At 56.0% G+C, this 12,896-nt stretch carries 14 protein-coding genes; 8 read left to right on the top strand and 6 right to left on the bottom strand.

Going from position 1 to position 12,896, the window contains the following annotated elements; all coding sequences use genetic code 11:
• The first annotated feature begins 464 nt into the window (after positions 1 to 464).
• The 3 genes from ACED87_RS06070 to ACED87_RS06060 all read left to right on the top strand — a co-directional run bounded on the left by ACED87_RS06070 (position 465) and on the right by ACED87_RS06060 (position 2,753).
• Complete coding sequence (locus ACED87_RS06070; RefSeq protein WP_449081570.1) at positions 465 to 1,256, top strand: ATP-binding protein; 792 nt, start codon at positions 465 to 467, stop codon at positions 1,254 to 1,256.
• 90 nt (positions 1,257 to 1,346) lie between these two features.
• Complete coding sequence (locus ACED87_RS06065) at positions 1,347 to 1,871, top strand: peptidylprolyl isomerase (protein ID WP_449081568.1); 525 nt, start codon at positions 1,347 to 1,349, stop codon at positions 1,869 to 1,871.
• Positions 1,872 to 1,982: 111 nt separating this feature from the next.
• Positions 1,983 to 2,753 (top strand): rhomboid family intramembrane serine protease, encoded by a 771-nt coding sequence (locus tag ACED87_RS06060; protein ID WP_449081566.1) that lies wholly within the window; start codon positions 1,983 to 1,985, stop codon positions 2,751 to 2,753.
• A gap of 262 nt (positions 2,754 to 3,015) precedes the next feature.
• On the opposite strand, the gene ACED87_RS06055 is transcribed toward ACED87_RS06060, so the two are convergent.
• The 4 genes from ACED87_RS06055 to ACED87_RS06040 form a co-directional block, all read right to left on the bottom strand.
• Positions 3,016 to 3,318 (bottom strand): glutaredoxin domain-containing protein, encoded by a 303-nt coding sequence (locus tag ACED87_RS06055; RefSeq protein WP_449081564.1) that lies wholly within the window; start codon positions 3,316 to 3,318, stop codon positions 3,016 to 3,018.
• Positions 3,319 to 3,454: 136 nt separating this feature from the next.
• Positions 3,455 to 3,685, bottom strand: coding sequence for a CsbD family protein (locus ACED87_RS06050; protein ID WP_449081562.1), 231 nt, complete (start codon positions 3,683 to 3,685; stop codon positions 3,455 to 3,457).
• 119 nt (positions 3,686 to 3,804) lie between these two features.
• Positions 3,805 to 5,220: a galactokinase gene (locus ACED87_RS06045; RefSeq protein WP_449089724.1), complete on the bottom strand. Its 1,416-nt coding sequence runs from the start codon at positions 5,218 to 5,220 to the stop codon at positions 3,805 to 3,807.
• 1 nt (position 5,221) lies between these two features.
• Positions 5,222 to 5,764: a TetR family transcriptional regulator gene (locus tag ACED87_RS06040; protein WP_449081558.1), complete on the bottom strand. Its 543-nt coding sequence runs from the start codon at positions 5,762 to 5,764 to the stop codon at positions 5,222 to 5,224.
• Positions 5,765 to 5,843: 79 nt separating this feature from the next.
• Between ACED87_RS06040 and ACED87_RS06035 the strand changes: the two genes are divergently transcribed.
• The 5 genes from ACED87_RS06035 (at position 5,844) to ACED87_RS06015 (ending at position 10,562) form a co-directional block, all read left to right on the top strand.
• A complete protein-coding gene (locus ACED87_RS06035; protein WP_449081556.1) occupies positions 5,844 to 6,545 on the top strand; it encodes a hypothetical protein in 702 nt (233 codons plus the stop codon).
• A gap of 93 nt (positions 6,546 to 6,638) precedes the next feature.
• The gene (bioB, locus tag ACED87_RS06030) at positions 6,639 to 7,874 is read left to right on the top strand and encodes a biotin synthase BioB (RefSeq protein WP_449081555.1); all 1,236 of its coding nucleotides are present in this window, start codon (positions 6,639 to 6,641) and stop codon (positions 7,872 to 7,874) included.
• Between the two features lie 105 nt (positions 7,875 to 7,979).
• On the top strand, positions 7,980 to 9,749 hold the full coding sequence (locus ACED87_RS06025) for a cation:proton antiporter (protein ID WP_449081553.1): 1,770 nt from the start codon (positions 7,980 to 7,982) through the stop codon (positions 9,747 to 9,749).
• Between the two features lie 177 nt (positions 9,750 to 9,926).
• Entirely contained in the window at positions 9,927 to 10,307 is a 381-nt protein-coding gene (locus tag ACED87_RS06020) for a hypothetical protein (protein ID WP_449081551.1), read from the top strand.
• An 18-nt stretch (positions 10,308 to 10,325) separates the two neighbouring features.
• Positions 10,326 to 10,562, top strand: a complete 237-nt coding sequence (locus ACED87_RS06015) for a hypothetical protein (protein WP_449081549.1) — start codon at positions 10,326 to 10,328, stop codon at positions 10,560 to 10,562.
• 117 nt (positions 10,563 to 10,679) lie between these two features.
• Here the strand turns inward: ACED87_RS06015 and ACED87_RS06010 are convergent, their stop codons facing one another.
• Together ACED87_RS06010 and ACED87_RS06005 are read right to left on the bottom strand one after the other, a co-directional pair.
• Complete coding sequence (locus tag ACED87_RS06010; RefSeq protein ID WP_449081548.1) at positions 10,680 to 11,447, bottom strand: CE1759 family FMN reductase; 768 nt, start codon at positions 11,445 to 11,447, stop codon at positions 10,680 to 10,682.
• A 17-nt stretch (positions 11,448 to 11,464) separates the two neighbouring features.
• On the bottom strand, positions 11,465 to 12,550 hold the full coding sequence (locus ACED87_RS06005) for an LLM class flavin-dependent oxidoreductase (protein WP_449081546.1): 1,086 nt from the start codon (positions 12,548 to 12,550) through the stop codon (positions 11,465 to 11,467).
• Positions 12,551 to 12,896: the final 346 nt, after the last annotated feature.

Genomic DNA, 12,896 nt, shown 5'->3' with positions numbered 1-12,896 from the left:
CTCTAAAGTTCTCTGTACTAGGGCAAAAACTCGTATGTTTCTCTGCCCGCTAAAGTAGTAGACAGTGAATCAAGATCTTAACCCCTTTACCCCCGGTGCAGGGCTTACCCCGCCTGAACTCACAGGGCGAGACCAAGAAATCATCGACTTCGATAGGCTCGTAGCCCGTAGCAAAATGCGACTGACCGATAGAGTCTTATGCTCTACGGCCTGCGCGGAGTCGGTAAGACCGTTCTGCTTCGCAGATTAGAAAACCACGTAGAACGCTCCGGCTGGCTCACTCTCAGGCTCGAAGGGAGCCTTACTCCCTCTGCCCAGAAACAACTTCGAATCAAACTCGCACGAGACCTTGCCCAGCAGACTATAGAGTAGCTACCCAGGGGCACACTGGAAGCGCAATACAGCGAGCAATCGCCTCTATCGCCGAACTATCGCTCACGCTGGGCTTTGCCCAAGCCCGCCTAGTGCTCAAACCTAAGAATGACGAGCCTGCCTTCACCACCGGCGTCCTCGATATAGACTTCCCCGAAGCAATCTTGAACCTAGCAGAAGCCCTCAAAGAACTTCCCCAGCCTAAAGCTATCGGTTTTTTCATTGATGAAATCCAAGACTTTGATAGTGAACTACTCGATATGCTCCTGACAACCCAACACGAAGCAGGGCAACGGGAACTCCCCTTCTACATTATCGGGGCTGGTCTGCCCTCAGTTCCCACGCGGCTAGGAGAAATAAAAACCTACGCTGAACGTCTCTTTAGCTACCGTGAAATAGGTGCTCTCACTCCTGATGCAACCCGCCGGGCTTTCATAGAACCCATCTGCAGGCCAGGCGGGAACATCATAGAAAGCGCCCTCGAAAAAGCCACTGCCGCTTCGCAAGGCTACCCCTACTTCATCCAGCAATATGGGCAGGCCATCTGGAACTCTGCTGCTCAACAGACAATTACTGATGATGACGTGCTTGCTGGCCTTGCAGTAGGGCGAAGCGAGTTAGATAGCGGTTTCTATCTCACCCGCTGGCAGCGGACTACCGATGCAGAACAGGACTACCTGGTTGCTATGGCCCACCTGATGAAAGGTAATGCCGCCCGCACCGGAGAAATCGCAAAGGCTCTGGATAAGACCACTAACGGAACCAGCGTAGTGCGTAAATCCTTGATTGAAAAAGGGTTGGTGTATTCGCCCGGTGTGGGTCAGCTGGCCTTTACAGTACCAGGAATGCAGGACTTCGTACTTAGGCAAGCAGAAGTAGGCTAGGGCACCTAGTGCCGACCATGCCCTTTCACTGACCGCAAAAGCCCAGTGCATACCTAGCGGCTGCCCACCTACCCGTGCGAGAATAGGGGCATGACTGCAACTGCAAAAGCAACAATTCACACCAACCACGGTGACATCGTCGTTAACCTCTTCGGTAACCACGCACCGGCAACCGTCAAGAACTTCATCGGCCTCTCCGATGGCACCCAGGAATGGCGCCACCCCCGCACCGGTGAGGTGCAGGAAGGCCCCCTCTACAAGGACGTCATCTTCCACCGCATCATCCGCGACTTCATGATCCAGGGTGGTGACCCCCTCGGTCAGGGTATCGGCGGCCCCGGCTACCAGTTCAAGGACGAAATTCACCCCGAACTGAGCTTCAACAAGCCCTACCTGCTGGCTATGGCCAACGCAGGCCCCGGCACCAACGGCTCACAGTTCTTCATCACCACTGTTGAGACCCCCTGGCTCAACGGCCGCCACACCATCTTCGGTGAGGTCGCAGATGAAGACTCCAAGGAGGTCGTTGACGCTATTGAAGGTGTAGCAACCGGTGCTATGGACCGCCCCGTTGAAGACGTCGTCATCTCTTCCATCGACATCGAAGAACTCTAAACCTCACAGAGGTTAGTACCAAAGGCCCGCCCATCTTGGGTGGGCCTTTCTTCTACCCCTAGAAAAATTTTTTATGTGAGCGGCTAAGGCCGCAGGTGAAAGGACGAGCGCGTGAGTGAGCAGGTAGGCCGATACGGCTATTCCAGTGATGAGGTGCCGGTGTGCCCCCGTCACCCCAACCAGGTGACCTATGTGCGGTGCGGACGCTGCAACCGGCTAGCCTGCGGGCAGTGCCAAATACCGCTAGAAGTGGGCATGATGTGCGTGGACTGTATGGCAGCAGCACAGCGTTCAGCCCCGCGTCCTTCTTACGCCAAGGCCCGCCCCACTCTTACCTATGCTCTCATCGCTATTAACAGCGTGGTGTGGGTTCTGCAGCTTCTCTTCCCCCAGGTGACTATGTGGGGTATCTATAACCCTCTCTACGTGGAATATTCGGGGCAGTGGTACCGTATGCTGAGCGCGGGCTTCTTGCACGCGCCATCTAATATCACCCACCTGCTGCTTAATATGTTTACTCTCTACCTCTTTGGTCAGATGTTAGAGCCGCTGATGGGCAGATGGAAGTTCCTTGCAACCTACCTATTCTCGATTGTTGGTGGGTCTGTGGCTGTGCACCTGCTGGCTTCTGTTGTCGGTGGTATGAGTGTGAGCACCCTGGGGGCTTCTGGGGGCGTCTTTGGTCTTTTTGGGGCGTATTTTTCTCTGGCTCGTGCCCGCCGGCAGAGTACCAATGGCATCGTCGTTCTGGTAGCTATCAACTTTGTTTTTGGTTTTATCATGCCGGGTATCTCGTGGGAGGCTCACCTGGGTGGGCTGGTGACAGGTGCGCTGGTAGCAACGATTCTTGATCGTTTACCGAGTAAGCCTGGCAGGTTCTAGGGCAATAAAGAGAGTGTGGGCCCACCATCATGGTGAGCCCACACTTTTTGTCCACAGTGCTTATCCACAGCTGTTAATAACTACAAGAGTGTAATTCCACAGTTGTTAAAAACCTGTGTATATGGCCCAAAGGCCTTAAGAATGGGCTGTAATTACACTGATGTAAGCGATTTCCCCAGTTTTATCCCCACCTGTGGATAACTTCTATCCGCAGGGTGTAGACAACCTGTAATTTCAAAAATCTACTCTTACCGCTTACTCGCTACTTGCCTGAGGCCTCGATCAGCTCGGCAACAGTCTGCGGTGCGCTGGCTGCAGAAGCAACAAAAGATCGCTCAGCAGTGCGAACGGTGGGCACCACAGCATTACCGTCATTAACGCTCTTGACGTAGGCCTCGGCGTCCGCATCCTCCCAGATATTGACCCATAGGGCCCGCTGGCCTAGCTCACCTAAGCCAGTTTCAAGTCGTTGGCAGAAAGGGCAGCCCGGCCGCCAATAAATGACAACACCGCCTTCGGTAACAAACTTCTCAGCCTCAGCGTGGGTAGAAGATGTGCGTGGCATTGGAAAACTCCTTAGAAAATAGGGTGGTAGGGAAGTGGCAGTCAGCATCAGATTGCCAGAGTTAATAGATGGGGTGGAGATAGCAGTAGGGGAGGCTGCCGTAAACGGCAACCTCCCCTTCTAAAGTTAGCAAGGATTAGTCCTTCTTGAAGGAATCCTTAATGCCATTGATAGCGCCTTTAGCCTTATCAATACCATCTGAGAGTACCTGCTTGACCTCATCGACCTTGTCCTTGGCTTCAGCCTTGGCCTGATCGGTCTTGCCTTCAGATTCTAGGCGGTCGTTGCCGGTGAGCTTGCCGCCAGCCTCCTTGGCCTTACCTGCCAGGTTGTCGAGGCCGTTTTCAAACTTGTCTTCTGTAGCCATGATGGGCTTCCTTTCATCTCTCGCTTCTGCGAGCTTGGGCTGCGGGATAGTTCGCAAGCTTCCCTTATTGATAAGTTTACGCATTAACGCCATAAAAAGAAAGTCCTGCCCCATATCAGCTAAAAATCCCGATCCGCCGGGAAACCCGCCACCATAGGCAAAAACTCAGGGTCAGCATAGCCTCGCTGAGCATACGCTAACGCCACCTGCTCCGCAGCCGACTCCAGCAAATCAACAGGAAGCAGGGCCATCACAGCCCCACCAAAACCGCCACCCACAATACGAGCACCCAAAGCACCAGCGGCCAAACAAACATCCACCGCACAATCAATCTCCGGGCGCGAGACCCGCAACTCATCGCGCATAGACACAAAACTCTCCGTAAAAAGCCTGCCCAGCTCATCCCAATCAACCCGCTCACCGGCGTCCTGACGGCCCAAAAGATAAGCAGCCCGCTCCACCAGCGTCATATCATGCAAAGTATGGCGAACCCAGCTGCGCGGGAAAGTACGGGGTTGCCCACTCTCCTCCAGGGCAGTCAAAGCACGATTAACCGTCTGATCCACCAAATCCAGGCGGCACCGCTTAGCCTCACGCTCGCTCAAACCAGAACAGGTCAAATCCTCAGGCAAGGCATTACGCAGATAATCAAGCCCCATCGCCTCAGTCACCGCCTCATTAGCCGCACGACGAGCCGCAAACTCACCCCCCGCCAGCTCATGAGGAGTATGAGTATCAATCACCAGCCAACCCAAACCAGCGCTGGTCACATCAACAGTCAGCGGAGTAATCGAAAAATCACGGAAGTCCACCACCAGGGCCTTACCCGGTGCTGAACGCAAGGAAGCCGTCTGGTCAAGGCCACCAGTACGAGCCCCAGCCACCTCATTCTCAGCCCGAATACAAACCTGGGCCAGGCGAGCCCGCAGGCCATCATTAGCGGGGGAGAGATCAGAGGGAAGAGCCTCAGCGCAAACACACCCCTGGTGCAGGGGGCAAGAAAGATCCAGCAGAGCCAGGGCTGTGGAGCACTCCAAAGCAGCTGACGACGATAGCCCCCCGCCCACCGGCACCTGGGAGGTAATCAAGAGGTCAGCCCCGAACTGGTGGGGGAGAGCAATATCTTTACCACCCTCCCGGTTCATGGCCCAGGCAACCCCCGCCACATAGGTAAACCAGCCCTTAAAAGTGCCCGGAGCAATTTCACGGATTACGACCGTGCGGTCATCCCCCGGCATCTGTAAGGATGCTGCCCGCAAAACCCCATCTGTGCGTACCTTACCTGCCACATAGGTACGGTAGGGCAGGGGCATGGGCATGCACGAGCCTCCCAGAAAATCGATGTATTCCCCCAAGAGGTTGAGACGCCCGGGGGCTGACCAGACTCCATCCGGCTCTACCCCGTACTTCTGGGTAAAGGCACGACGGGCCGCCTCAACTTCAGCACGATGATCTGGCAAGGTAGCCCAGGTGGGCTCAACACGGAGGGTCACGGTCTTATTTTCCTTCTGCGGGGTTTGTGAACGTTGAGGCATATTAGGCGGTGAAGCCCTTAATGATGGCCGTGAGCGCAGCGATATAGGACGCCGGTGGTTCAGCAGACGGGGTGATGGCAGTGAGAAGAGCTCGGGTCTGCTCCTGCTCAATCAGACTCAGGCAGGTGTGCATGAAAATCTCAGCCGCTAGAGCTGGTTGTGGGGTGCCGGTTGCGGCAGCAAAGTCATCTTCTAAGGTATCGAGTAAAGTGAGTCGGTCGGGGGCTAGGGGTGAGGGGCGAAGGGCTAAAGCTAGGCGTATGACTTCGGAACATTCCTTAACAGGAATAAGTTGCTGGTAGGTATTGTGAGCTACCAGTAAGAGACTGTTACTACTTGCAGGGCCGCTGGGGTGCTCTACCCTAGCTAGCATGCGTGAAGCTAAAGAAGCCAGCAGTTCCTGCTTATTTTTCACATGGTAGTAGAGCGCACCGGGCGCTACGCCAAGCTCGGTAGCTAGGCGGCGCATGGAAAGGTCAGCCAGACCGAATTGGCACAGTACATCAAAAGCAGTGTTAAGAATCTTCTCACGGGATAAAGCCACCCCCTCATTGTGACCTACTTTCGGCCCGTACAACAGCTGACAGCAGGTCTATCGAGTAAAGAGTAGTAAATTTGAAGCCATGACCCTCAACTTCTCAGATCTCGTTACCCGCCTACGTGCCGGTGAGAATGCCTCCCTGGGCGACCTGCATAAGGTACTTATCGCCAGCCCTGCTGCCACCTTCGCCCTCATCGAATTAGCCGCAGAACTGCGTATTGAACATTTCGGTACAACTCTTACCGTCACCAACCTGCTGGGTGCACCTGGTGATCAGGTGGCGTCCGCCCCGGTGGAAGTCAGTGCCCCGCTTGATGCTCATGCTTTGGCGGCGACTCTAGTAGAACTAGCAGCTAACACCTCGGTGCAGCGCATTGACCTGGACTATGTGGGCCAGCCTTCTCTCACCCCCATGGAGGCCCTGTGCGTGCTTGCTGCTACCCGCCTAGCTGCACCGGCAAAGAGCCTGCACCTGGGGGAGGGGCGTGAGACTACCCTGCGCTCCTTGCAGCCCCTGGCGGTGAGAGCCCTGGATTCTCTGGTGCTCACGGTGGACCCTGCCCAGCCGTCCTTGGTCTTTGAGGATCTCAAGTTGATAGTGGGTGCTGGTTTGACCGTTGCTCATGCAGGTGACCGTGACCTGGTGGCTGACTATGTGGCCTATTTGCGTAATGCCGGAGTTGAGGGCGCGGACGCCTACGCCCACAGTGCACTGGAGGGTGCGGACGCTGGTGGCGGCTGCGGCGGGAATTGCGCCTGCGGGGCAGGAGGGTGCGGCGCATAATCGCCCTTCTCTTCCTTCCCTAAGGGGGTGTATGAGCGGTGGGTGATGAAGTAACAATTTGAACACCGTTCAAAATCAGTGTTGACTAGTTCCATGACTGATTTCTCTTCCATCGCCGAACGCGCACTCAAGGGCCAGCCCGCAACCCGCGAAGAAGCCCTCGCCGCCCTCACCGCCAGTGACGCCGAAACCTTCGCCCTCGTTGACGCCGCATCCCGCCTCCGCCGCCACTACTTCGGAAACACTGTCAAGGTTAACTACCTGGTCAACCTCAAATCCGGCCTCTGCCCCGAAGACTGCACCTACTGCTCCCAGCGCCTAGGCTCAGAAGCTGAAGTGCTCAAATACTCCTGGATCAAAACAGACGAAGCCGTCAAACAAGCCGGCTACGGAATCGCCGGCGGCGCCTCCCGCGTCTGCATGGTCGCCTCAGGTAAAGGCCCCACCGACCGCGACGTGGAACGAGTAGCCACCATGGTCGAAGACCTCAAAGAAGAGCACCCCCAGGTAGAAGTCTGCGCCTGCCTAGGCATCCTCAAAGACGGCCAAGCCAACCGCCTCAAAGAAGCCGGTGTAGACGCCTACAACCACAACCTCAACACCAGCGAAGACCACTACGCAGATATCTGCACCACCCACACCTACGCCGACCGCCTAGCCACCGTCGATAAAGCCCAGGACGCCGGGCTCTCAGCCTGCTCCGGCCTGATTGTGGGCATGAAAGAAACCGACGAGCAACTAGTCGATGCCATCTTCGCCCTGCGTGATCTGGGTGGTGACTCCATCCCCGTCAACTTCCTCATGCCCTTTGATGGCACCCCGCTTGCAGGCACCTGGGAACTGACCCCCATGCGCTGCCTGCGCATCCTAGCCACCGTGCGCCTAGTAGCCCCCGAAAAGGAACTGCGCATGGCAGGTGGCCGCGAGATGCACCTACGCACCCTCCAACCCCTGGCCCTGCACGTGGTCAACTCCCTCTTCTTGGGTGACTATCTGACTTCTACCGGCCAGTCAGCACTTGATGACCTGAAAATGATTCGAGACAGCGGGTTTGTGGTACTCGGTGCAGAAGACCGTGACCTGGTCGCTGAACACGAAGACTATCTACGAGCTCACGGGGTAGACCTGGCCGAAGAAGCTACCCCTGAAATCACCCCCTGCGGCTCATCTGCTGGCTGCGGTGGCTGTAGCACCGAAGCCTGCGGCAGCCACCCCTCCGCAGAAGAACAGAGCGAGCACGCAGGCCCTGCTGATGCGCAAGATGGCCAGGTGGTAGTGCCTGAGATTCGCCGCCGGGGCGTAGGAACGGACGCCACCCCCAACTTCTAGTACCAGGGGATGTGGTGCATAAGCCCACCTCAGAGGCAGGCTCACCCCAACCTGAAGGACTAGAATTATAAATTGGTAGATTAAACCAGTTGTGAAGGGGTGGGCGTGGAAGTCCTCATTGTTATCGTGGTGCTTTTGCTAGCGACAGTGGTGCTGGTGAGCGTGGGAGAGCGGTTAAACCTTCCCTGGCCGGTGCTACTGACGCTGGTAACCACCGTGGTTATCGTGATTCCGCAGATGCCTAGTCTACACATTGAGCCTGAGATTATTCTGCCGATTTTTCTGCCACCTTTACTGTGGGCTATTGGCCAGCGCGTCTCTTGGGGAATGCTACGCAGAAGCTGGCGGAGCGTCCTCATCTACTCCATTGCCCTTACCACCGTCTCTGCCCTGGCAGTAGGCTGGACGACCTGGATGATTGTACCCGGTATTAGTATCGCCCTGGCCCTGGCCATTGGTGCTGCTGTTGCCCCGCCTGACCCTGTGGCGGTAGAAGCTGTTGCCGAGCCAGTAGGCATTCCCCGCCGTGTTATTTCTAACCTGCAAACTGAAGGTATCTTCAATGACGCGGTTTCTCTGGTCCTTTTCCAGATTGCCCTAGCTGCCCTAGCAGCTGGTACTGACCCCCACCCGCTCTCTGCCCTGGGTAGTTTCGTCTATAGCGCCCTTGTGGCTGTGGCCTTAGGGCTGACTATGGGGTGGGGCGGCAGCATGCTACGCCGTAACCTCTCCGATACTGTAGCTCGTAGCGCACTGACCCTAGTTATTCCTTTCGGTGTATATATTATCGCTGAAGAACTCCACGCCTCAGGTGTGGTGGCAGTGGTCATTGCAGCAATTCAGATGGCTAGCTACAGTGCGGATCTAACAGCCGAAGAGCGCCTGGCTAATGCATCCTTCTGGAGCGTGCTTGAAATGCTGGTGACTGGTCTGGCCTTTGGGCTCATTGGGCTACAAGCTGGCGAATTACTCTACAGTGCAGATAACAATGTGCTGACTATGGTGTGGCATGGGGTGCTAATTTCGGCTGTGGCAATTGGGACCCGTCTAGCCTGGATGACTGGTCTATGGCTCTGGGGTCGCTGGCAAAACTCTCGTCGCACCACTCCGCGTTCTTTCGCTGAAGTGCTGGTGATGACCTGGGCTGGTATGCGTGGTCTAGTAACCCTGGCCTTAGCCTTAATCCTGCCTGAGATGACCGATAGGTTGCGTGCCGAAGCAGTCTTCATTGTGTTAACCGTTCTCTTCTTCACTATGGTATTCCCCGGCTTGACACTGCCCTGGTTGGTGCGGGTGCTGGGTGTAAGTGCCACAGCCGAAAAGGATGACCATGAGGAAGAAGAACTCCTGCAGATTGCCCAGCAAGCCATGTGGAAGTCCATGTATAAGACGGTTGCAGAGAGCGGGGATTTGAAATCCTTTGAGCAACTCAAGAATGCGGTAACTAGTATGATGAATCGTGCTGAGGAGGGGCAAAAGACAGGGGACTTCCAAGAGCGCTCGGCTGAGCGGCAGCGTCAGCGTGAACTGATGAACCTGATGCGGCAGAAATCTGTGCTAGCTGCTCAAGCGGCTGTTCTGGATGTGCGTAATGAATATGACTATGAGGTAGTAAGTAGCGTACTCTATCAGATTGATGTGCAGGTAAGGGCTCAGAATGTTATGGAGCAAGGCCCTGAGGCGCTTACCATGTCATTGTCTAAGTCTCTTATTAACAGTGACTACAAGCTTGATTATGAGAAAGCAGAGGAGCTGTTCAAGACCACCGAGATGCGTATTATTTCAGCCCAGAAAGAGCTGGATGATGAGGCTCTGAGGGTAGCTACCCGGCAGCTGCCGGTCGTAGGCGGTAAGGACGCTGGCAGTCGGGAATAATTCGATGTGTTGGCTCGGTGGCACTCAAGAAATTTGCAGAATCATCACCTACTATGGGTAAGTACTTATTCCGCTGTGGGTCTGCATCTGCTCAGAGTTGTTTTCTGGGGGCTGGCGGGCACACCGCCACTATATTCTCTCAATGGAATATTAAGTTTTCTTATAGAATCAGGATCAATGGACATTAAAGACCTCTCCCCGGCATACCTCACCTCCCTTGCGGCCATCTTCGCAGCAGCCCTGATGGTAAGTGCAAACTCTACCTGGGTTTCGGTGCTGGGCTGGGTCTTGCTACTGGTAAGTCTGGGTTTGAACGCCTTTGCCACCCTGGTTATGGTGCAGCGTATCAAGGGCGGGCCCCTGCCTGCCCTGATTACCGGCGAGAGCTCCCACCCCCAGGTAGAGTATGAGGAAGAAGAGGGTGCTGAGGCCAGTGTTGACCTCTACGAGCCTGAAGCTACCACCGAGTCACAGCCCCTCGTCTCACCCGCACCATCTAGCGCAGCAAGCGACGAGCGTATCTTCCGCTCCCGTGCCCCGCGTCCGCGCGTCCGCTAGAAACACCGAGAGGACCCCATGGACACCCGCTTTCTTCTCTCTCCCGCCTACCTGGTCTCAGTTGCTGCCCTCATTATTGGTGCAGTCCTCAGCGGCACCGCCCTAATGGTCGTCGGCTGGATTATCTTCATCATCGGCCTGGCCCTGAACTCCCTAGCCCTGGTAGTGCTGGCTAACCGGGAGCAACTCTACAAGGCCCAGCGCGTTGGGATTATCCCTAAAGCCCCCAAACCGGGCACAACTGAGCAAAAGTAAAAACCTTGGACGCACCCACCTGCCGCCGGGTGCGATCAGTTACAATTTAGAGACTTTTAAAGAATGGCGGGGAGAGTTTCTGCCCTCCCCGCCATTGCTGTATCGGTAGATCGCCCCCTAGATACTCGGTGTGTTCCCTTTAAGTAATTCCTCAAAAGGGGTGACCGTCAGGGCTTCTAGCCCCGGGGCCTTGTAGGCTGCCGCAGGTGCCTGGCCACCCCGCTCTTTTTCAAGAATTCCAAAGAAGGAACCGGCGTTGGCGTCCTGAACTGTCTGCTGCTTGGCCGTCCTAGCCCCGCCCTTACTCGCCTGCTGGGCTGCCTGTTCTGCGGAGGTTGCCGCCCCGAGCGCCCAAAGCACCAACTGGGCAAACTCGGTAGCTGCCTTGGAGATGCGCGAAACCAAGCTCCTGTCGGAACCGAAGTCCTCGGTCGCAGCAAAGACGCCCGAGGGGGCTACGATTGCTTTGAGATAGCTAAAGAGCGGACGCATGGCCGTCTCCAATACCAGAGAGTGGCGGGCGGTGCCGCCGGTAGCAGCAATCAGCACGGGCTTACCTGCCAGAGAACCGTCCTCGACAAGGTCCCAGAAGCTTTTGAAGAGCCCCGAATAGCTGGCCTTGAAGACCGGGGTTACCACAATCAGAGCGTCAGCCTCCCTCACCTGATCCAAGGCGGTAGCCAGCTTGCCCATAGGGAAACCGGTGAGGTAGTGGTTGGTGATATCGGTAGCTAGAGAGCGGAGCGAAATCTGGGTGAAGCTCGCCTCAACTCCAGCAACAGCTAGGGCGTGGGCGGTAGCCTCACTGAGGTTCTCACCCAGCAGAGCGGTTGTGGACGGCTCACCCAAACCTGCCGTGACAACAAGGATAGAAGGAGTGATCATGATGGGGTTCCTGCTCTCTACTTACCCTGCTCGGCCAAGTAGGCAGCATAGCGAGGGTGGACGGGGGCCTCAGGTACACCGGAAGGACGTAGCTTAGCGAACTCCTCGCGCAGGACGGGCACAACCTGCTCGCCCAGCATCTCAATCTGATGTAGGACCTCCTTGAGGGGCAGGCCCGCGTGATCTACCAAGAAGAGCTGACGCTGGTAGTCGCCAGCATAGTCGCGGAAGGATAGAGTCTTTTCAATGACCTGCTGGGGTGAACCCACGGTCAGCGGGGTCTGGTCAGCAAAATCTTCCAGAGAAGGGCCGCCGCCGTAGACCGGGGCATTGTCGAAGTAGGGGCGGAACTTAGCAACGGCGTCCTGGGAGTTCTTGCTCATGAAGACCTGACCACCCAGGCCCACGATGGCCTGCTCGGCGGTGCCGTGGCCGTAATGCTCATAGCGCTCGCGGTAGAGGTTGATCATCTGCTGGGTGTGTTCCTTGTTCCAGAAGATGTTGTTGTGGAAGAAACCGTCCCCGTAGTAGGCGGCCTGCTCAGCGATCTCGGGGGTGCGAATCGAGCCGTGCCAGACGAAGGGGGCGGTGCCGTCCAGGGGTTGCGGGGTTACGGAGAAGGCGTTGAGCGGGGTGCGGAAGTTGCCGGACCAGTTGACCACCTGTTCGCTCCAGAGCTTACGCAGCAGGGCATAGTTTTCAATGGCCAGGTTGACACCCTGGCGGATGTCCTTACCGAACCAGGGGTAAACGGGGCCGGTATTACCGCGTCCCAGCATGAGGTCCATACGGCCGTCGGTTAGGTGCTGTAGGGTGCCATAGTCTTCGGCGATGCGTACGGGGTCGGTAGTGGTAATCAAGGTGGTGGCGGTTGACAGCAGGATGTTCTTGGTCTGAGCTGCAATGTAGGCCAGGGTGGTGGTCGGTGAGGAGGCAATGAAGGGTGGGTTGTGGTGCTGGCCGACGGCAAAGACATCCAGGCCAACCTCGTCAGCCTTCTTTGCAATTTCAATGATGGCCTTTTGGCGCTCGTATTCGCTGGGGGTCTTGCCTGTGGTGGGATCCATGGTGATGTCGCCGACGGAGAAGATGCCGAATTGCATAATGGTGACCTTTCGAGATTGTGGTGTTGTTTTTATGGTTTTAATCTACTCCCAAATACTTTCCTTGTAAAGTATTTGGGTGGGGTGAAGAGGTGAGGGCAAGATGATTTTTTGTGTAGGTTGGTGTGGTGTGCGTTGTAGCTAAAAAGGGTAGTGTAGGCGGTATAAAAGTACACTGATGAATTATGTGAAAGGTTTTCTGACATGCCAACCATCTCAACCGCCCAGCAACTCACTAATGCTCTGCCAGCCGGCACCAGCGTCCTTGATATCTCCAGTCGCATCGCCCTACTCTTTCTCTCATGACCCTAGAGGTTATCTCGGGGTGAAGAGAGAAAGAATAGGG

It is taken from the genome of Rothia sp. 32237D007AR (genome assembly GCF_053544675.1).
This window is presented reverse-complemented; position numbering and strand designations above follow the sequence as displayed.

Coding starts and splice junctions, on each gene's coding strand:
- ACED87_RS06005 (WP_449081546.1), bottom strand. CDS start 12,550: ATGCAATTCGGCATCTTCTCCGTCGGCGACATCACCATGGATCCCACC.
- ACED87_RS06020 (WP_449081551.1), top strand. CDS start 9,927: ATGGACATTAAAGACCTCTCCCCGGCATACCTCACCTCCCTTGCGGCC.
- ACED87_RS06045 (WP_449089724.1), bottom strand. CDS start 5,220: ATGCCTCAACGTTCACAAACCCCGCAGAAGGAAAATAAGACCGTGACC.
- bioB (WP_449081555.1), top strand. CDS start 6,639: ATGACTGATTTCTCTTCCATCGCCGAACGCGCACTCAAGGGCCAGCCC.
- ACED87_RS06015 (WP_449081549.1), top strand. CDS start 10,326: ATGGACACCCGCTTTCTTCTCTCTCCCGCCTACCTGGTCTCAGTTGCT.
- ACED87_RS06065 (WP_449081568.1), top strand. CDS start 1,347: ATGACTGCAACTGCAAAAGCAACAATTCACACCAACCACGGTGACATC.
- ACED87_RS06035 (WP_449081556.1), top strand. CDS start 5,844: ATGACCCTCAACTTCTCAGATCTCGTTACCCGCCTACGTGCCGGTGAG.
- ACED87_RS06010 (WP_449081548.1), bottom strand. CDS start 11,447: ATGATCACTCCTTCTATCCTTGTTGTCACGGCAGGTTTGGGTGAGCCG.
- ACED87_RS06050 (WP_449081562.1), bottom strand. CDS start 3,685: ATGGCTACAGAAGACAAGTTTGAAAACGGCCTCGACAACCTGGCAGGT.
- ACED87_RS06055 (WP_449081564.1), bottom strand. CDS start 3,318: ATGCCACGCACATCTTCTACCCACGCTGAGGCTGAGAAGTTTGTTACC.